Raw genomic sequence first — 20,325 nt, 5'->3', positions numbered from 1 at the left:
AAAATAGAATGGGTACATCCAAACTACACGTTTCATAAGGAACTCATTCTCTTCGTGATTTTGCCAACTTAGTAGCAAAAAATGGAACACTTTGCTATTCCTAAAATGAAAAGCATACATACAAATCAACGGCCTAAGTACTACATTTATGATTCCAATCGATGGGGAGTGATCTAGCCACATGCATATTATTTTATTTGATGATCATACACTTTTTGCCCAAGCGATGCAGTTTTCCTTATCCACTTATTTTGAACGATTTGATATTTTTTCGGAAAAAGTTGATATTTTAAAAGTTATTATTAAGAATAAACCAGACATTGTTCTGTTAGATATCCGTATGGGTAGTGTCAACGGATTAGTTGTCGGAAAAGAAATTATGGAACAAGTCCCACATACTAAACTGATTTTTCTTTCTGGTTATGATTTACAAGTCTATCGTAATGAGGCATTCAAGCTAGGTGCTAAAGCCTTTATAAATAAAACTGTTTCTCTAGATGAGTTGATCACCAAAATCAAATTTATTTCCAAAGGTCATACACTCTTGTCACCAGATCAATCGATCGCAAATAAAATCACGGATAGAGAATTAGAAGTCTTGAAACTAGCAGCTACTGGACAGACACAGCATGAAATTGCCAAAAAATTATTTATAAGTCGCCGTACTGTCAATTCCCATATCTGCTCTATCAACAATAAATTAGAGGTGAACTCAACAGTATCTGCCATCATCAAAGGGCTTGAACTGGGGCTGATACAGATCAAAAGTTAGCGTCCTCCACCTATCGATAACTACACCATAGCAAAAAATCAACCATCCAACATAGAAAAAAGATACAATCCCTTCCCTTACTGAATGGTTGTTTTTAGCCTCGTTCCCTTTTCGCATCAAAAAAGAGGTTGGGACAGAAGTATTTAACTCCGAGAAATAAGCCGGAATTCACGAAAATTGCTTTTCAAATTTTTGTGAATTTCGGCTTATTTAAGAAGGAGTTGCTTCTGCTCCCACTGTCTATTCATTTTTAAAGAATGAGATAAAAGTGTTTCTTACTTTTGCCCCACGTTCTTTTCGAATACAAACGTTCAAGCATTCGATGCGTGTAACAAAATGACTTTTCTTTTGTACTTCCCCCATAGCTAAGTTGGCACCTATTAAATTCTTTTTCCCATTCAAAGCGAGCGGATCCCTCTAAACTTTTTGGGCAATGACTCATGTTGGAACACTAGATGATTCGACCCTATCCAAGCTTGGTGTATAGGGTTTGATATCCAATGCGTGTTATTCTTGGCATCAATGTAAGGAAGATGAATGACTCATATTTGCTAGAGGCAACTATTGCTCTTTTTTCAAATGGATCTCTTTGAACTCAAATTTACTGATTGAAGCCAAAGAACGAGCAAAAACACCGATCTCTCGTAAAATTCCAGACATTCTTTATTCTCCCACTGGTAAATAGTAGACTTCCAACCCTAAGACTTGGATGATTTTTTCTAGATCCGCCACTTCCACGACCATCGTTTGATCAGGTCTTCCAGGTGCAAAGACGATTTTTTGATGGGATAGTAATTCTTCATCAATGATTACAGGTACATGGAACGTATAGCCAAACGGAGAAACAGCACCTGGTTTTTGACCTGTCAATTCTTCCATTTTTTCTGAAGAAACAACAGAAACTCTCTTACCGATCAGCTTACTTACCTTTTTAAAATCGCTTTTTTTAGTGGTAAAGGTCAAATAGATGTAATAGTTGTCTTTCTTATCTTTCAAAAAGAGGCTTTTTGTTTCCGTTCCAGTAAATCCTTGCTCTTTTTTCACGACTAGTGCATCTTCATTCGTATAAATCGCCCGGTGGTCATATAGTTCAAAAGGGATATTTTCTTTTAAAAATTTGTCTTTTAATGAAATCACAGCACTCACTCCTAGAAAAATTGACAGTTTTTTTAACCGTATTTCTTTTTTGTAGAAAAGTCAACAATTATACCAGGTCTTTACTATCCTTGATATAGCAAAAACTACTCTCCAAAGATGAAAGAGTAGTTCAAAAAATCATTGATTGTTTTATTGTCCCATTATCGGGGGGAGCCATCATTTTTACTGTACTTGAAGAGTTTTATGTTAGAAAGTTAACTGTACTCCTTAGCTAAAATCTAAAAAGCGGGAATATTTGAACTTTTTGAATTATTTTTGATGTAATCTGCTACTTCTTGGGTAGTCATTGCTTTTTTGAGTACCTTGATTTTTTCGCTGTCTTTTTCACCTTCACGCGTAACGAGTTGCAATGCGTAATGTTCACTTGCTTCTTCATCTTCTAATAGCACCGCATCTTTAGTCGTTAAACCAGCGGGCTCCAAATAAGCAGGATAACAAAAGACCATAGCGATATCTTTTTCATCATAGGCTTTTACTAAATTCAATAAATCAATGCTTTCGAATGTAAGATTTTTAGGATTTTTCACAATATCAGCGACTGTCCCATCAAACCCTACACCTTCTTTTAATGTGATTACTCCATTTTTAGCAAGAATTGCCAATGCGCGGCCCTCATTCGTTGGATCACTAGGTATCCCTACTTTGGCATTTTGAGGTAACTCATCTGCTGATTGATATGACTTAGAATAAAATCCTCCAGAGAAATAATAAATCGGTTGAACAGCTACAAGATCAGCTTTCTTCTCTTTATTGAACATCTCCATAAATGGTTCATGCTGTGCGAAGTTCGCATCTGCTTCATCATGTTGGACGGCATCATTATATGCGACATTATCACTAACTTCCATGATATTGATTGTGTAGCCTTCTTTTTCAGCTGTCTTTTTCGCAATTTCTAAAATATCTTTTGATGATTCTAACTGGACAGCTACCGTGATTTCTTTGTCTTCTTTCCCCTCTTTACCTCCACCACAAGCAGCCAAAATCACAGTTGCAAGAGCAGCCAATACAATCAGATAAACCTTTTTCATTCTTTTTCCTCCTATTTTCGTTTGTCTAGTGTTTGGGCAATGAAATTACCGAACATTTGTAAAATGAAGACCAACGCAATCATGATCACGATGGCGACATACATCATACCGTATTCATAACGCTGATAACCTACACGTACAGCGAAATCGCCAATTCCGCCACCACCAATGACTCCCATAACAGTAGAATAGGAAACCATACTGACGGTCGTGGTCGTATAAGCCAATACTAATCCACTACGTGCTTCAACTAATAAAAAATACCAAACATATTGTAATCTGGATGTTCCTAAGGAGTTAGCCAGAGCACCAATCTCTTTTGGCACATCTAATAGTACTTGCTCGACTAACCGAGCAAAAATCGCAATTGCTACGATACTCAATGGAACGGATGAAGGAACAGGGCCAAAAGCTTTCCCTAGGACAGAACGTGTAACTGGAATTAAGGCAATCACAAACAATAAATACGGAAATGAACGGACAACTGTAACTAAAAAATTGAGTAACCAATACAGCCATGGGTGATGACCCTTCATTTTTGGGTTTGTCAAAAACAAACTCAAGCCTAATGGCAAGCCAATCAAAAGGCAAATCACCATTGAAATCGACATCATGATCCCTGTTTCCTTCAAACTTGTTAGCAATGCGGGCCAATACTCCATAAAACTAGTATGTGTCAATGGTCAAGCCCCCTTTTTATCTTTTCAAAATAAGTAAGGTTTTCCTCTTCAAAGTATTCGGGATTGTTGGATAATTCGCCAATCAGTTCTCCATGTTCCATAACGAGAATCCGTTTACAGAGGCTTTTGACTGTTTCAAGTTCATGACTTACAAAGAAAATAGTCGGTTGGAACGCTTCGTGCGTTTTTTGCAATAGGCGTATAACGCTTTCAGTATTTTCCTCATCCAATGAACTGGTCGCCTCATCACATAATAGGATACGAGGATCTCTACTTAATGCTCTGGCAATCGAAACCCGTTGCTTTTCTCCTCCAGAAAGATTTGCTGGGTAAGCTTGCGCTTTGTGGTTCATATCAACAAAGTCTAATAATTGTGTAAGTTTATCCCCATTGACTTTTTTTTGTAATTTCAAAGGTAATGCCACGTTTTCGTATACGCGTAAATTATCCAATAGATTATAATTTTGAAAAATCATTCCCATCCGTTGTTTTTGCTGACGACGCCCATTTCTTGTGAAAGTTTGACTATCTACGCCATCCAAAAGTATTTTTCCTCCACTCGGGTCCTCCATCAGATTCAACAGGCGAAGCAACGTAGATTTCCCAGATCCACTTTTCCCAACGATTCCAATGATTTCTCCTTCATCGACAGAAAAATCAATGGATTGCAATGCCTGAGTATTTCCATACTGCTTAGATACATTCTTTAGCTCAATCATGGCAACGCTCCAATCTATGATTATAACACCTTCAAAATCTGTACAACAAAAATAAGTAAGAAAAAAATAATTTAACTAAAAAAATCCAATTCAAACGAAGAATTAATGAAAAATCTCCATTTTATAGCTATATAATCCCCTAAAACCAAAAAAAAAGCAATATTTTTACTCACTTCATGAGAGAAAACTGTTTTTACAACTGTACTATTTTTCACTCATCGTATTTTCCTCTTTTTCACTATTTCATATGCTAAAAGTAGGTCAAGACAAAAGTCATTTCTTGCTTTTGTCCCACGCTCAAAAAAAGAGGCTCTATACTTTTTGATGTTGGTGAACTTTGCCAACATCTTTTTTTGTATAAAAAAATATAGAAAAGACACCCTGAAATCCTTTAGAATTAATTTGGCTACCAATTCATAGGAGGATTCAAGATGTCTCATACTCAGCTTATCAAAGATACCCTAAATATTCTAGACCTAAATATCTATTTCGAGGAAAATTGTTTAACTAAAGAAAAATACAAAGGACAAATTTGCTTGATTTACAAAGGAACTCTTCTGTACAAGCCAGAAGAGTGTCCCCATTGTCTTTGTGTCGTCCCCCAACGAATGATCCTAGAGGGGACGACAACCGTTCGGTTGTTACTGAATGATGTGTCTGAGTATCGCACTTATCTGGAGTTGAAGAAACAACGATTTAAATGTAAGTCTTGTCAAAGAACATTCGTAGCGGATACCTCTGTCGCTGAAAAACACTGTTTCATTAGTCAAAAAGTTCGTTGGTCTGTCATTGCTCGCTTAAAAGAGAATACTTCCATGACGGAAATCGCTCGTCAGAAAAATATTTCCACTTCTTCAGTCTATCGTGTTATGAAGCGATTCTACCGCCCATTGAATCCTTTCAAACAGACTTTGCCAAAGGTCTTATGCTTTGATGAATTCACATCGGTTCGAAGTGTTGCCAGTGCAATGAGTTTTATCATGATGGATGGACAAAGCCATGCATTATTGGATATTGTCGAAAATCGACGCTTGCCTTATTTAGAACGCTATTTTTCTCGGTTTTCATTAGCGACTCGTGAAGCCGTTCAATTGATTGTTATTGATATGTATGCGCCTTATGTTTCGTTAGTTAAAAAGCTTTTCCCGAATGCTCAGTTGATCATCGACCGTTTCCACATCGTCCAACATATTGGCAGAACCTTCTTGAATCATCGAGTGAAAGAAACCACGGCACGGCTTAAAGGAACTGCCCACTCTCAACGAGGGTTAGGGAAAAAATTGAAACGCTATTGGAAACTCCTACAAAAAGAAGAAGCAAAGTTAAACTACGAAAAACGGATTTGGCGTGCCAGTTTTAAAGATTATTTGACTGAAAGTGAAATTGTCGATCGACTGTTAGCTGCTTGTCCCAACCTGCGCCAAGGCTATCAGTTATACCAAGACGTTCTTTATGCGGTAAAGAAAAGAGATCAGTCACTATTTGAGGATTGTTTAACTAGAGACATTAGAGGTCTGCCTGAAACCTATACAACCACTTTACGAACGTTTAAAAAGTTTCTGCCACAGATTCAAAATGCGCTTCGCTACAGCTATTCAAACGGACCATTGGAATGTTTAAACAACCACATCAAAGTATTAAAACGCAATGCGTACGGCTTTCGCAGCTTTTACAATTTCAAACTACGGATCATGATTCGTCATGGCAAAACATTTTTAACCAAATAAACAGAACAGAAAGAGGTTTCCTTCTTTCTGTTCTGTCCAAATTATTCTAAGATTTCTCTTTACCAACATCATTTGACAAAGAGCCAAAAAAGAGCGTGAAACACGATGATGCGCTCCCCGTCTAGTAGACACAGAAATATAAAATTCCTATATAGGGGAGCATAGCATCCTTCTCTCACGCTCTTTTTCTATTTTTATAATAAGTCAAGTATTTCTTGAGGAGAGTCAATAACTATGTCGACATTTTGAAAATTTTCAATATTTTGGGCTCCCCATTTAGCTAAACCAAAAGTGACTCCACATGCTTTCGCACTTTTCATGTCATATAATGAATCACCAATATAAATCGTCTCTTCTTTTTTTACATTTAGCTCGTCAATTGCCTTTTGTATTGGATCTGGAAAAGGTTTATGCAAGTTAGTATCTGAAGCTGTAATTTGTATATCAAAATACTGATTTAAATCAAATCGGTCAAATTCGTTCTTCATTTCTTCCTTTGTTTTAGATGTAACAATTCCTAGTTGAATCCCTTTTATGTGCAACTTCTGTAATATTTCTGCTACATGTGGAAAAACTCGGACATTCTCTGCTAATAAGAGAACATTTTTACCCCATTTTGATAAGAGAATATCCTCTTCTTCCTCAGTATTTACAAACTTTTTAATCGCTTCTCTTCCAGGAATCCCTAAAATATAATGTAATTCTTGGATTGGGAGCTCTTTCTCTAGTTCTTCACGCAACGTTTTTTGTAGAGAATGTGTCATAACATATTCTGTATCAATTATCGTTCCATCAACATCAAATAATATCGTTTTAATCATGGCTTTTCTCCTTTGTGTAGATGATTTTATCTTTTCCTATTCTAACGGCTAAGTCTTCAGGAATTATTTTATCCGTTATCAAGTAGTCAATTTCTTCAAAACTGTAGACAAGGTAATTATGAGATAAATTGATTTTTGTATGGTCGCATAACAGCACGATTTTATTGCTTTTCTCTCGAATTGCTTGCTTCATTGCGATGTCTTCTTCATGTGCATAATAGATTCCGTAATTATTGATACCCGCACAACTTAAGTAAGAAATATCAAACTGATATTTAGTTAATTCCCAGATTGGGTATCCGCCAGTAACTGAACGACTTTCTTTATTTAATGTTCCACCAAGGATTGTAGTAGGGATTGAAGTAGTCTTTAAAAATTGATCAGCAATGTCAATCGAATTCGTTACAGCTTTTTTTATGTTTCTATTCGCTAAATATTGGGGCAAAAGAGAGATTGTGGTCGACACATCTAAATATACGCTTTGTTTTTCTTCTAATAGTTTACTTGCTTCTCGAGCTAGTTCTTTTTTTACTTGAAGTTCTTGATTTGTTCGTCCTAAATATCCATCTATTTTATTAAATGCATTTGCTAAACTAATACCTCCGTAAGTTCTGATCACGAGATTGTTATCTGCTAGTTTTATTGTATCTCGCCTAGCCGTGTCTCTAGAAGCACCCGTGAGTCGCATCATATCTTGTAAAGTTAACGACTGTTCTTTCTCCAGTCTTTCCATTATTATCAGTAATCGTTTTTGTTGATTCATCGATAGAACTCTCCTTACGAGAATAAGTGATTTTAAGTATATTTCAATAATAACTTAAACAAACTTAAATGTACAATAGTATATCATACTCATACATCACGCGTTTCTGTACACTCAGAATTTAATTTCTGAAATAGCCTTAACTGTTTGTCGATTAAACAGCAATTATATAGCATAGTTTTGTTACGTTAAGAAGTGCAGTTAGTTAGCTAACTCAGCTAGTTCTTTAACAAAAAAAAGACAGCCTATTTTTTATAGGAAACTGTCTTTAAAACATGTAGTAGTTAATTGTATCACTTACCTTATTTCCATAAACAAGATAGGATACGGATTTCCCTGTTCATCCATCTCTGACCTTTCACGAACTTTAAATCCTATATGTTCATAAAATCCTTTTGCCTGTGGATTTTGTTCATTGACAACGAGTTCTTTTATGCCATATTTCGTCATTCCATATCCCAACAGCTTTCTACCTAATCCTCTGCCACGCTCTTCTGGAGCAATGAACAGCATTTCCAGTTTTCCGTCATCAATTCCCATAAAAGCGACAGGCATTGCATTTTTATCAGTTTCAACAAGCAAGTGTGGCACGGCCATCAAGGCAGTCGGCACAAATTTTTTTATCTCTTCTATTTCCTCACCTGATAAGAAAAGATGCGTTTCTCTTACCGATTTTTCCCATACATCAACCAATTGCTCGACAAGCAAAGGAGTTCTGTCTTTGATTTCGATTTCTTTCATAATCCTACCCTTTCTGCAAAAACGATGTAGTTTATATCACACCATTTACTGTTATACCGCCTAAATAAGCGATTTTCACGTCTGGCGGAGGCGAATAGATATTGTAGTCATGCGGATATTCTTGATTTTTTGTTCGTTTTTAGTATAAAATCAGTTATTTTCATTCTAAAAAACATGACTAATAGACAAATAGTCAGGATGACATTTTCGTATTCAGGTAATTGTTGTGCTATGACAAACCCGCCAATCAATGTACCTACAAAAATCACACTTGCGATAACACTTCGTCTAGACAGTTTTTGTTTCATCACCTCACGCCTTTCTACTACTTTTTTCGTTTCCTACTACTTTCAATCCTATCATTTACAATGCGAAAAAAACAGACAAAAAAACAATTGGAACAATAGCTTTTACAAGCGATCATTCCAATTGTTTCTAATGAGGTTCTTCCTGTTTGATTAGCTGTGTGAGATGGTGGATGAACCGTTGAGCGATTTTACTTAATGGTCGTTTCACGGAGTAAATGATCACCAACTCATTTTCTTGACTATCTGCTAGTGGGATCAATCGAAGGTATTCTTTCATCTCGCCGATCACGATTCCAGAACCAGAAGCATAAGCATCTGTTTCCAGAACGATATTCATCAATGTACCACGATCACTCGTATAGATCACCGTTTCTTGGTCAGGAATCTCGATCAAATCCTCATAAAAATAAGGAAAATTACTACCATCTTGAGTAAATCTCACTTGGGGATATGGAAATAGCTCCTCTTTGGCTATCTCCTTTTTTTGGCTTAGTGGATGTTCTTGACGTAAAAAGATATGTGTCTTGAAAGTCCCTAAAGCCTGTGTCACCAATTCTCCTTGTTCCAAGTATCTTTTGATCCCTGAACGATTGTGTTCATTCATATAAAGGATACCAATTTCACTATGTTGCTCTTTGACTTCTTCTATCACTTTTGCAGTAGTCGTTTCAATGATCCGAAATTGTTTGATTTCTTGTTTGAATGAAGTAATCAGTTTTGCTGTCAAAGGGCCTAAAAAATCATAGTGTTGTGAGGCAATAGAAAAACTGTCTCGCTTTTCATTCGCAAGATAATATCCTTCTAACGATTCCAGTTGCACTAAGATTCGTTCTGCTCGTTTTAAAAACTCTTGGCCTTCTTCGGTTAAAAAGGCGCCTCGATTGGTTCGGGTAAAAAGAGTGATCCCAAGCTCTGTTTCAAGTTCCTTGATGCCTGCCGACAAGCTAGGTTGTGCAACATATAGTTTTTTAGCCGCTTCTCTAAAACTTCCATTGTTTGCCACAGCAACCACATATTTCAATTGTTGAAAATTCACTGATTTGCCTCCGTGTAATAGTTGATTTCTCGGTTTTTCAGCGGTTGGATCGGTCGATTATTTGGTTGTGCATATTGCCCTTTAAAAGGAATCAAAAAGTCCTTATTCAATTTTTGGATCTGGTCCATTACAAACCACTGTATAGGACCGCTAGTCGGCGGTGTGGTTAACGACCCGACATAGTGATAATGGCTCTTTTGCTCTGGGAATAAAACGATTGGGTTCGTCCAATGTTCGTGTTTCTCCACGTCCCAAGAATCACCATTCTCGCGATCATATAACCAACCTTCTCCAGTTGCTAAATGATACATGACTCCTACGACCAAATTTTCTTTTTTGGCATTCATATGCACAAAGTGGAACTCAATATCTTCCTGTTTTCCATTGATCAAATGCTCAGAAGGCATATGGAAGTGGATATCAGTCAAATAAAATTTTTGACCTTTAAATTCAACGTAACTAAGTTGATCGTAAGGAACTAAATGAATCGTATTTTTAAATTCTTTGTCCGTGAATCGTTGCCTTTCATAGTGGAAAGATAATGTTTCACTTGACTCGCCTGTTTCCTCACATGTAGTTAATTGAATAGGTGACTGCAAAGAAAAAGCTGCTCCTTTGGCAAACCAATCACATAACTCAGCCCAGTGTTCAGGTCCTCTATCTCCCGAGTAGCCCCATTCAACATCCATATTTTTCTTCAAATCCATACCTCCAGAGCTTTCTTTTTCGTTTTATTTGTTGGTCTTCTTGACAATAGTCGAAACTGTTGCTAAAAAATCTTCTTTTCCATAGAATTCTTGGTTCAGTAATTCTGGGAAGATCTCATTGAAGAAATACTGAACAGATGGACGATGATCAAATGACTTGATTGTCGTGACCGCTTCGATAAACATTTCTTTATAGACTTTTTCCGGATTGTTTTTGATGATTTCTTCAAAAGATTCATACAATAAATCGACTTTATCAGAGATTGCTAGTAACTCTCCCTCAACCGTGTCATCTTTTCCTTCAAAAAGACGTTTACGATACGTTTCCTGAAATTCTTCTGGAATTTCCTGATTAATAAACTCGTCCGTCATTTTCTCTTCTACCGTTTGCAACATCCCCCGCAACTCTTTACTTGCATATTTTACTGGAGTTTTGATGTCACCAATGAAGCGCTCGGTATAATCATGGTTCAGTGCCTTTTCATAGAGCAGTTTCCAGTCGATCTTTTGACCATTTACTTCTTCGATATCCCCTAAAACTTGAGCAATCGAAGCCACTCGATACGAGTGTGCCGCTACCGTATGCTCGGTGAATTTAAAGAAACCAGGAGCCCGAGTGATTTTTTCTAAGTTGTTCAATCCCAAAATAAATTCATTCAATCCCATAAATAGACCTCCCTTAATGGAATACTTTTTCCGATAATCCTACCATTAAATAACTAAAATTTGCAAATAACACGTTTTATTTTCATTGATTTTTTTATAATTTTAACAAAATCATCCCCAATTTATATAAAAAAATAGAAACCAGAAGAAAGCATTCTAGTCTCTACCACTCGTATATCGTATTTTCAAATAACACTACCCAAAAACAGTTGCTGACTTGGAAACATTCAAAACAACATAGCTCTAAAACAAACCGCCATTCGCGCCAGCCATGACAATAGTTTTGGAAGCATTCAAAACAACATAGCTCTAAAACCTCGTAGAAAAAATTTTTTCTACGTGATTTATCACCGAGCTACTCGTCCATAGCAAAACTTTCGTCTTGAATACTTCTTTATTTGTTGTTTATTCAACACTAGTATACCATTTTATTTCTGAGGCTAAAATATTTTTTACAGATATTAAGCAATCAGTTTTTCTTCCAGTTTTCAGGATCTTGTTTCCATTCCTTCAATAGGTTTAATTCTGTTTCATCAATGTATTTTTCTTCAAGTGCTGCTTCAATCAGCACGGAATAATTCGTAAGGGTCAATAATGGCATTTCCGCATTAGCAAAGTTTGCTTTTCCTTTTGGTAATTCATACGTGAAGATAGCAGCCACACCTAAAACATTCGCCCCTTCACGTTTAGCAGCTTCTGCTGCTTCTAGTACACTTCCGCCAGTGGAAATCAGATCTTCGATTACGACCATTTTTTGCCCTTCAAAAATACGTCCTTCGATTTGGTTTCCTTTACCATGATCTTTCGCTTTACTTCTGATATAAACCATCGGCAAATCTAAAATTTCAGCTACCCATGCTGCATGTGGGATGCCTGCAGTAGCTGTTCCTGCAATGACTTCAACATCTGGATATGCTTCTTTGATTTTGTCTGCTAACCCTTGTGCAATTTCTTTTCTAACTTTTGGATAGCTCATCGTGATCCGATTGTCACAGTAAATTGGACTTTTGATGCCACTTGCCCAAGTAAAAGGTTCACTAGGGCTCAAAAAAACAGCTTCGATTTCTAATAGATCTTTTGCGATCGTGGTTTCAATTGACTTCATATTAATGGCTCCATTCTTCTTTAATTGATTGATACGCTTGATATGGATCTTGCGCCAATGTGATCGGACGACCAACGACAATGAACGTAGAACCGATTTCATGTGCTTTAGCCGGTGTCACAATTCTTGTTTGATCTCCTGCAACTGTTCCTTCTGGACGTATCCCAGGGGTTAGACAGATAAATGATGGGTCAGTTTGTTCTTTGATGGATTTCACTTCCCATGCGGATGAAACTACTCCGTCAAGACCAGCTTGTTTGGCACATCGGGCATAATGAATGACACTTTCCTCAAGAGGAACATCGATCAATTGGTCATGGTGCATTTCTTCTTCACTTGTTGAAGTTAATTGCGTGATTGCCAACAACAGCGGGCGTTTTTTGTCTTCTGGCGTACCTGCTTCTAATCCTCTTAGAGCAGCCTCCATCATTCGGATGCCACCAGCTGCATGGACACAAGTCACGTCTACACCTAATTTAGCTAGGCCTGTCATGGCTTTTTCAACAGTATTCGGAATATCATGGAGTTTCAAGTCTAAAAAGACATCGTGTCCGGCGTCTTTTAACCAACGAACAATGATTGGTCCTTCTTGGTAGAATAATTCCATGCCGATTTTTACAAATAATTTCTCATCTTCTGGGAATAATTGTAGAAACTCTTCTACTTCTTGCCAAGTTGAAAAGTCTAACGCGATAATTGGTCGTTGATTCATTGATTTCGTTCCTCTCTTACTTCCTTGATTAATTGCTCTAATGATTCGATACCAAGTTCTGCCATTCGAACTGGCAACCCTTCAATCAGTTTAGGACAGATGTAGGGATCGGTAAAGTTAGCCGTTCCAACAGCAACAGCACTTGCACCTGCCATGAACATCTCTAACACATCGTCAACAGTTTGGACACCACCCATTCCAATAATCGGTAGTTTTGAAACGGACGCCACCTGATTGATCAAGCGAATGGCCACAGGTTTGATTGCTGGACCTGACAGTCCCCCTGTTTGATTTGCTAAAATTGGTTTTCTGGTTTTAAGATCGATCCGCATGCCAAGTAGTGTATTGATCATGGTGAAACCATCGGCTCCGCCACTTTCGATTGCTTGAGCGATGGGCACGATGTCTGTCACATTAGGCGAAAGTTTCACGTACACTGGAACTTTTGCTACTTTTTTGACCGCTTGTGTCAATTGAAAAGCAACTTCTGGGTCAGTACCAAAAGCGATACCTCCATGTTTGACATTTGGGCAGGAAATATTCAATTCAATAGCTTTCACATTCGGTGCGTCACCGATTTTTGCACAAACTTCTACATAATCTTCTTCACATGCCCCTGCGACATTCGCAATGATCGGCAATTCCTGGTAGTGAGCTAATTCAGGTAATAATTCTTTCATCACAACATCTAGTCCAGGATTTTGTAAGCCGATCGCGTTCAGCATACCAGAAGGTGTTTCTGCTACTCTCGGCGTAGGATTGCCAAATCTTGCCTTAGGTGTCGTTGCTTTGACCATGATCGATCCTAGTTGATTCAGATCATAATATTTTCCATATTCTTTTCCGAAACCAAAGCATCCACTGGCTGGCATGATCGGATTTTTCAAATCTAACCCTGGAAGTTTTACTGCTAAAGGATTTCCACTCATAAAATGACCTCCCCAACTTTGAAGATAGGTCCTTCATCACAGACCTTCACACTTTTCGTTCCTGTCTCATCATCTGGCTTATGGCACACACATGCGTAGCAAGCACCGACGCCGCAAGCCATCCTAGATTCTAATGAAAGCTGGACATTGGGATGGTCTGAATAAAGTTGTTCGACGGTCTTCAATAGTCCATTTGCGCCACAAGCAAACACTGCTTTAGGCTTTTTATTTGTACTCAACAATAAATTTCCGACATTGCCGTGGATTCCGTAGGTGCCGTCATCTGTTGCAATGCGAGTCTCTCCTAATTCATTGAATTCTTCTTCATAATATAATACGTCTTTTGAGGCGAATCCTAGAAAATGAATTGGAATGATCCCTTTTTCTTTTAATTGCTTTGATAACTCATAGAGAGGAGGCACACCAATCCCACCGCCAACGATGAAGACTTCATCTTCTGGTTCTAATCCTGACAAGTCAAACCCATTGCCTAAAGGACCTAACACATCGAGTGTATCGCCCATGTTCAATTCTGAGAAGATCTTTGTCCCTTCTCCTTCGATTCGATAGATAATCCGACAAGTTTTATGTTCATGATCAATCTGGTTGATACTGATTGGTCGCCTTAGTAGCAAATCAGCAAGAGGCACTCGAACATGCAGAAACTGCCCTGGAGAATTCATTTCATTGACTAATTCTCCTTTTAACGTGAGTTCATAAATGCGTGGTGCCAGTTGTCTTTGATTGATAACCTTCATTAATTCTTGTTTCATATCTACTCTCCTCATTTGAGACGTTCCAGTGTGTGTCCTGCCTAAGTATCAACTAAGAAGAGACTCTTCTCAATTGATACCTTTGTACATGACTTTTCACATTTTCATTATCTCGTTTCTTTTTAGATCGCTTTTGTTGAAAATGCTCGTGATTCCATTACTCGAATGATTGCATCTGCAGTATCTAATGAAGTAAATAACGGAGTTCCATGTTCAACAGCCTCTCGGCGAATGATAAAGCCATCTTTCGAAGCATTTCCTCTGTCTTTGTCAATGGTATTGACTACGACTTGCGCTTTTCCTTCACGGATCAAATCGACAACATTTTTTTCATGGACATGCTCAGAAATTTTGGCAACCTTCGTAACGATCAACCCATGTGATTCGAAAAAGGTAGCTGTATTTTTCGTTGCTAACAAGCTGTAGCCGATTTCTGAAAAGCGTTTGGCTAATTCTAATGCTTCTTCTTTGGTTTCATCCGCAATCGTGAACAACACGGAGCCATAATCTGGTAACCGAAGTCCCGATGCCTCAAATGCTTTGTACAATGCCTTATCGAGATTTTGATCTGATCCCATGACTTCCCCAGTCGATTTCATTTCAGGCCCTAAATACGTATCTACTTTATGAAGTTTAGTGAATGAAAAGACTGGTGCTTTTACGTGGACATTCTCAGTTTCAGGATACAAGCCAGTTTCAAAGCCTAAGTCTTTTAGTTTCTGCCCTAAGATTGCTTTTGTTGCGATCTGTGCCATCGGAATACCTGTAACTTTACTTAAAAATGGTACAGTACGACTTGCACGAGGATTCACTTCGATCACATAGACTTTATTATCATGGATGACAAATTGGATATTCATCATGCCAATGCAGTTCAACCCTCGCGCTAGGCGGATCGTATAGTCTTCGATCGTCTTCTGGATTTCAGCGGATAGTGCTTGTGGCGGATAAACAGCCATCGAGTCACCTGAATGGACGCCTGCACGTTCGATATGTTCCATGATTCCTGGGATCAGTACTGTTTCTCCATCACAAATGGCATCTACTTCACATTCACTACCAAGCAAATAACGATCGATCAGTACAGGATGTTCTGGGGAAGCTTTGACTGCATGTTCCATGTAGTCTTCAAGATCGTGTTGATTTTCAACGATTTCCATTGCACGTCCGCCTAAAACATAGCTTGGTCTGACTAATACTGGGTAACCGATAGTTGAAGCAATTGCGACAGCTTCTGCTTTACTTGTCGCTGTATCTCCTAACGGTTGTGGAACATCCAATTGCTTCAATGCCTGTTCGAAAAGATCACGGTTTTCTGCATGATCCAAATCTTCGATCGTTGTCCCTAAAATTTTCACACCAGCTTTAACAAGCGGCTCTGCTAAGTTGATCGCAGTCTGACCACCGAATTGGACGATCACACCCATTGGCTGTTCAAGATCAATAACGTTCATGACGTCTTCAAAAGTCAATGGTTCAAAGTACAATTTGTCAGAGATAGAAAAATCAGTCGATACGGTCTCTGGATTACTGTTCATGATGATTGCTTCATATCCAGCTTGTTGGATTGCTTTGACAGAATGGACAGTCGCATAATCAAACTCCACTCCTTGGCCAATTCTGATTGGTCCTGATCCTAAAACTAGGACTGATTCTTTCTCGGAGCGGATACTCTCGTTTTCATATTCATATGTGCTATAGAAATAAGGCGTTTGTGACTCAAATTCAGCGGCACAAGTATCCACCATTTTATAAACGGGCAGGATATTTTGCTCAGTTCGCATTTGTCTGATCTCTTTTGCGGTAGTTTTCCACAAATCCGCGATCTTTTGATCCGTAAATCCATTTTGTTTCACAAACGTTAGTAGCTCATGATCATTCGGTTGTGCTGCTAGTTGGTTTTCTAATTCGACGATGTGAAGGAGTTTATCTAAAAAGAATAAATCGATTTTTGTTAATTCCGCAATTTCTTCGATCGGGAAACCTCGACGGATTGCTTCTGCTACGTAGAAGAGACGATCATCTTGCGCTCTGACCATTTTTTTGATCAATAGATCATCTTCGACATCCTTTAACTCTGGCAATTCAATATGATAAGTCCCGATTTCTAGAGAACGAACAGCTTTCAAAAGGGATTCCTCGATGTTTCTCCCGATTGCCATTACTTCACCAGTTGCCTTCATCTGGGTCCCTAACACTCGTTCACCATTTTCAAACTTATCGAAAGGCCAACGTGGGATTTTTGCTACAACATAGTCGAGTGCAGGTTCAAATTCAGCATAGGTCGTACCTGTTACCGGATTTTTCATCTCATCAAGCGTCAGCCCTAAAGCAATTTTAGCTGCCAATTTTGCAATCGGATAGCCGGTTGCTTTACTTGCTAATGCAGAAGACCGTGAAACACGAGGATTCACTTCAATCACATAGTAGTTGAAACTGTTTGGATCTAAAGCTAACTGCACATTACAGCCGCCTTCGATTTTCAACGCTCGGATAATTGAAAGCGAAGCATCACGCAACATTTGGTATTCATGATCAGATAATGTTTGGCTTGGTGCAAAAACGATCGAATCGCCTGTATGGATACCAACAGGATCAAAGTTCTCCATGTTACAAACAACGATTGCATTATCAGCTGAATCTCGCATTACTTCATACTCGATTTCTTTGAATCCAGCGATACTCCGTTCGATCAAACATTGTGTCACAGGGGATAAACTCAGGCCGTTTTCAGCGATTACACGTAGCTCTTCTTCATTTTCGCACATGCCACCGCCCGTTCCACCTAATGTGAAGGCAGGTCGGACGATGATTGGGTAGCCGATTTTATTTGCAAAATCAACAGCTTCTTCTACTGTTGTCACGATTTCAGATTCGGGGATTGGTTGATTCAATTCTTCCATCAACTGTTTGAATAAATCTCGATCTTCCGCCTGATCGATTGCGGATAATTTTGTACCTAAAAGTTCAATATCTAACTCATCTAAAATACCAGATTCAGCTAGTTCCATTGCCATATTCAAGCCTGTTTGGCCTCCTAATGTCGGCAACAATGCATCAGGGCGTTCTTTTCTTAAGATTCTCGACACGAATTCTAAAGTGATCGGTTCGATATACACTTGATCAGCAATTTCTTTATCTGTCATGATCGTCGCTGGATTAGAGTTGACCAAGACGACTTCATATCCTTCTTCTTTCAAGGCTAGACAAGCTTGTGTTCCCGCATAATCAAACTCAGCAGCTTGTCCGATGATGATTGGTCCTGAACCGATCACCATGATTTTTTTGATATCTGTCCGTTTTGGCATTCTTATTGCTCCCTTCCTGCATCCATCATTTCCATGAATTCGTCGAATAAATGTAAAGCATCATGTGGCCCAGGTGCAGCATCTGGATGGAACTGAACACTGAATGCTGGATAATTTCGGTGTCTGATTCCTTCTACTGTTCCGTCATTCACTTCAACATGGGTCACCATCAATCGTTTTGGGTCCACCGTTTTCTCATCCACTGCATATCCGTGATTCTGTGAGGTAAAATCGATCCGCCCAGTAGCGATTTCTCGCACTGGATGGTTCAATCCACGATGGCCAAACTTCATTTTATACGTGTCTGCTCCATTTGCTAATGCAAAGAGTTGATGCCCAAGACAGATGCCAAAAATCGGGATTTTTCCTTGGATACCTCGGATCATCTCAATTGCTTCTGGTACGTCTTTAGGATCACCAGGACCATTCGTCAGCATGACTCCATCAGGCGCTAAGGATAAAATCGTTTTTGCATCCGTATTATAAGGAAGGACAGTCAAATTACAGTTACGTTTACTTAGTTCTCTTAAAATGCTGTGTTTCAAACCAAAATCGATCACCACGACATTTCGTCCTGTTCCAGGACTTGGGTAAGGTTTATTCGTTGATACTTGTTGTACTTGATTGGTAGCAAGCACAGTTGCCTTCAATTGATCAAACGCATGCTCAAATGAATCACCTGCATCAACGATACTCGCTTTCATCGTTCCCACTTCACGGATTTTTCTCGTCAGCGCTCTCGTATCGATCCCAGAAATTCCTGGGATACCTTTACGTTTTAAAAATTCATCTAGCGTCATTTGGCTGCGCCAGTTTGAAGCAACTCGTGCATGTTCTTTCACTACTACACCTTTGCAAGTTGGAGAAATGGATTCGTAATCATCGCGATTGACGCCATAATTTCCCACCATTGGATAAGTAAAAGTGATGATTTGTCCATTGAAACTTTGGTCAGTGATCGTTTCTTGATAGCCTGTCATGCTAGTCGTAAAAACGATCTCGCCAAAGACGTTGTTTTTTGCACCAAATGCTTTTCCTTTAAATACCGTACCGTCTTCCAAAATCAGTAATCTTTCCATGCGGTTATTCCCCCTTTTGCCAAGCAAGTTTTCCGTCAACAAACGTCAATAACGTTTCTCCCTTGACCTTCCACCCAACAAAAGGTGTGTTTTCCCCTTTGGAAAGGAAATCTTTTTTATCGATCTCGCTAAGGTGTTCGATAGCGAAAACGGCTAGATCAGCAGGCGCCCCGATCGTTAATGTGCCAGCATGCAATTGGAAGATCTCAGCTGGTTTCACAGCCATCCAATTGATGACTTGTTCCAGTGTGAAGCGTTTGGTTTCAACGAAATGCGTGTAAATCAATTGAAAAGCTGTTTCGCTTCCCACGATACCGAATGGTGATTCTAAGAAACTCTTACTTTTTTCTTCTAATCCATGTGGCGCATGGTCAGTGGCAATGCAATCGATCGTTCCATCGAGTAGCCCTTCGATCAACGCTTCACGGTCTTCTTTTCCGCGTAAAGGCGGGTTCATTTTCCAAAAGCCAAAATCTTCCGGTATATCTTCATCGATCAGGATCAAATGGTGCGGTGAAACTTCCGCAGTTACGTGAATTCCTGCTTTTTTGGCATCACGAATTACCCGCACACTTTCTTTTGTGGAGACGTGACAGACATGATAATGAACGCCAGTCGCTTCCGCCAATAAGAGATCGCGTGCGATTTGTGAAGATTCAGTTACACTTAAAATACCCGGCAAGCCCAATTCTTCTGCTTTCTTGCCTGCATGCATCACACCGCCAAACAATAATGATTCATCTTCGGTATGTGCGACTAATGCTTTCTTGTTTTTGGCTGCTTCTTTCATTGCAAGATACATCGTTCCTGCTGTCTGGACACCCACGCCATCATTCGTAAAAGCAAATGCTCCTTCAGTGATCAGTGCTTCTTGATCTACTAATACTTCACTGCGAAGGTTTTCGGTGATGGGTGCATATTGTAACACTTTCACCACCGCATTTTGTTTGATCAGATCATAGACATTTTTCAATTTTTCTGCTGTATCAGGTACTGGATTCAGATTAGGCATTGCACATACAGTCGTGAAACCGCCTCTAGCAGCTGCTTTCGAACCGGCTTCGATCGTCTCCTTGTATGTAAATCCCGGCTCTCTCAAGTGGACATGGACGTCTACTAAACCAGGGGTGATCAATTGCCCTTTTGCATCATACACTTCATCAAATTCAGTCTCGGAAAAACCAGTTCCTATCGCTTTGATTTTTCCATCTTCGATCCAAATTTCTGCAGGTGTTGTTTCGTTGTTTCTAGTATTGATTTGACCGTTTTTAATGAGTGTTTTCATGTTTT

20 protein-coding genes are annotated in these 20,325 nt (G+C 38.9%); 2 read left to right on the top strand and 18 right to left on the bottom strand.

The annotated features are described in order from the left end of the window. The first annotated feature begins 181 nt into the window (after window positions 1-181). Window positions 182-772, top strand: a complete 591-nt coding sequence (locus tag CJZ72_RS11495) for a response regulator transcription factor (RefSeq protein WP_095443854.1) — start codon at window positions 182-184, stop codon at window positions 770-772. 663 nt (window positions 773-1,435) lie between these two features. On the opposite strand, the gene CJZ72_RS11490 is transcribed toward CJZ72_RS11495, so the two are convergent. The 4 genes from CJZ72_RS11490 to CJZ72_RS11475 all read right to left on the bottom strand — a co-directional run bounded on the left by CJZ72_RS11490 (window position 1,436) and on the right by CJZ72_RS11475 (window position 4,360). Continuing rightward, on the bottom strand, window positions 1,436-1,909 hold the full coding sequence (locus tag CJZ72_RS11490; RefSeq protein WP_081133542.1) for a YbaK/EbsC family protein: 474 nt from the start codon (window positions 1,907-1,909) through the stop codon (window positions 1,436-1,438). 239 nt (window positions 1,910-2,148) lie between these two features. Continuing rightward, the gene (locus CJZ72_RS11485) at window positions 2,149-2,961 is read right to left on the bottom strand and encodes a MetQ/NlpA family ABC transporter substrate-binding protein (RefSeq protein WP_081133541.1); all 813 of its coding nucleotides are present in this window, start codon (window positions 2,959-2,961) and stop codon (window positions 2,149-2,151) included. A gap of 11 nt (window positions 2,962-2,972) precedes the next feature. Further along, the gene (locus CJZ72_RS11480; RefSeq protein WP_081133650.1) at window positions 2,973-3,623 is read right to left on the bottom strand and encodes a methionine ABC transporter permease; all 651 of its coding nucleotides are present in this window, start codon (window positions 3,621-3,623) and stop codon (window positions 2,973-2,975) included. 14 nt (window positions 3,624-3,637) lie between these two features. Further along, complete coding sequence (locus CJZ72_RS11475; RefSeq protein WP_081133540.1) at window positions 3,638-4,360, bottom strand: ATP-binding cassette domain-containing protein; 723 nt, start codon at window positions 4,358-4,360, stop codon at window positions 3,638-3,640. Between the two features lie 431 nt (window positions 4,361-4,791). On the opposite strand from CJZ72_RS11475, the gene CJZ72_RS11470 reads away from it, so the two are divergent. Continuing rightward, entirely contained in the window at window positions 4,792-6,087 is a 1,296-nt protein-coding gene (locus CJZ72_RS11470; protein WP_081133539.1) for an ISL3 family transposase, read from the top strand. 194 nt (window positions 6,088-6,281) lie between these two features. On the opposite strand, the gene CJZ72_RS11465 is transcribed toward CJZ72_RS11470, so the two are convergent. The 14 genes from CJZ72_RS11465 to CJZ72_RS11400 form a co-directional block, all read right to left on the bottom strand. Continuing rightward, complete coding sequence (locus CJZ72_RS11465; RefSeq protein ID WP_081133538.1) at window positions 6,282-6,908, bottom strand: HAD family hydrolase; 627 nt, start codon at window positions 6,906-6,908, stop codon at window positions 6,282-6,284. Continuing rightward, window positions 6,901-7,671: a DeoR/GlpR family DNA-binding transcription regulator gene (locus tag CJZ72_RS11460; protein ID WP_081133537.1), complete on the bottom strand. Its 771-nt coding sequence runs from the start codon at window positions 7,669-7,671 to the stop codon at window positions 6,901-6,903. Before CJZ72_RS11460 ends, CJZ72_RS11465 begins: the two co-directional genes overlap by 8 nt. A gap of 297 nt (window positions 7,672-7,968) precedes the next feature. Continuing rightward, entirely contained in the window at window positions 7,969-8,412 is a 444-nt protein-coding gene (locus CJZ72_RS11455) for a GNAT family N-acetyltransferase (RefSeq protein ID WP_081133536.1), read from the bottom strand. 107 nt (window positions 8,413-8,519) lie between these two features. Beyond that, complete coding sequence (locus CJZ72_RS11450; RefSeq protein WP_081133535.1) at window positions 8,520-8,720, bottom strand: hypothetical protein; 201 nt, start codon at window positions 8,718-8,720, stop codon at window positions 8,520-8,522. Between the two features lie 127 nt (window positions 8,721-8,847). Beyond that, complete coding sequence (locus CJZ72_RS11445) at window positions 8,848-9,756, bottom strand: LysR family transcriptional regulator (RefSeq protein ID WP_081133534.1); 909 nt, start codon at window positions 9,754-9,756, stop codon at window positions 8,848-8,850. Next, the gene (locus tag CJZ72_RS11440) at window positions 9,753-10,457 is read right to left on the bottom strand and encodes a carbonic anhydrase family protein (RefSeq protein WP_081133649.1); all 705 of its coding nucleotides are present in this window, start codon (window positions 10,455-10,457) and stop codon (window positions 9,753-9,755) included. Before CJZ72_RS11440 ends, CJZ72_RS11445 begins: the two co-directional genes overlap by 4 nt. A 30-nt stretch (window positions 10,458-10,487) precedes the next feature. Then, window positions 10,488-11,129, bottom strand: a complete 642-nt coding sequence (locus CJZ72_RS11435) for a YfbR-like 5'-deoxynucleotidase (RefSeq protein ID WP_081133533.1) — start codon at window positions 11,127-11,129, stop codon at window positions 10,488-10,490. Window positions 11,130-11,598: 469 nt separating this feature from the next. Next, entirely contained in the window at window positions 11,599-12,234 is a 636-nt protein-coding gene (gene pyrE / locus CJZ72_RS11430) for an orotate phosphoribosyltransferase (protein ID WP_005879661.1), read from the bottom strand. A gap of 1 nt (window position 12,235) precedes the next feature. Continuing rightward, a complete protein-coding gene (pyrF, locus tag CJZ72_RS11425) occupies window positions 12,236-12,946 on the bottom strand; it encodes an orotidine-5'-phosphate decarboxylase (protein ID WP_005879663.1) in 711 nt (236 codons plus the stop codon). After that, window positions 12,943-13,875, bottom strand: a complete 933-nt coding sequence (locus CJZ72_RS11420) for a dihydroorotate dehydrogenase (protein WP_095443852.1) — start codon at window positions 13,873-13,875, stop codon at window positions 12,943-12,945. Before CJZ72_RS11420 ends, pyrF begins: the two co-directional genes overlap by 4 nt. Beyond that, the gene (locus CJZ72_RS11415) at window positions 13,872-14,648 is read right to left on the bottom strand and encodes a dihydroorotate dehydrogenase electron transfer subunit (protein WP_232509740.1); all 777 of its coding nucleotides are present in this window, start codon (window positions 14,646-14,648) and stop codon (window positions 13,872-13,874) included. Before CJZ72_RS11415 ends, CJZ72_RS11420 begins: the two co-directional genes overlap by 4 nt. A 122-nt stretch (window positions 14,649-14,770) precedes the next feature. Continuing rightward, window positions 14,771-17,956: a carbamoyl-phosphate synthase large subunit gene (carB, locus tag CJZ72_RS11410; RefSeq protein WP_095443850.1), complete on the bottom strand. Its 3,186-nt coding sequence runs from the start codon at window positions 17,954-17,956 to the stop codon at window positions 14,771-14,773. A 2-nt stretch (window positions 17,957-17,958) separates the two neighbouring features. Further along, on the bottom strand, window positions 17,959-19,035 hold the full coding sequence (locus CJZ72_RS11405) for a carbamoyl phosphate synthase small subunit (RefSeq protein ID WP_016176695.1): 1,077 nt from the start codon (window positions 19,033-19,035) through the stop codon (window positions 17,959-17,961). 4 nt (window positions 19,036-19,039) lie between these two features. Next, window positions 19,040-20,320 carry a dihydroorotase gene (locus CJZ72_RS11400; RefSeq protein ID WP_095443849.1) on the bottom strand — a complete coding sequence of 427 codons (1,281 nt, stop codon included), beginning with the start codon at window positions 20,318-20,320 and terminating at the stop codon, window positions 19,040-19,042. Between the last annotated feature and the right edge of the window lie 5 nt (window positions 20,321-20,325).

The organism is Enterococcus durans (genome assembly GCF_002277935.1).
Taxonomy (GTDB): Bacteria; Bacillota; Bacilli; order Lactobacillales; family Enterococcaceae; genus Enterococcus_B; species Enterococcus_B durans.
The sequence above is the reverse complement of the archived record's forward strand: the minus strand, read 5'-3'. Positions and strand labels throughout refer to the sequence as shown.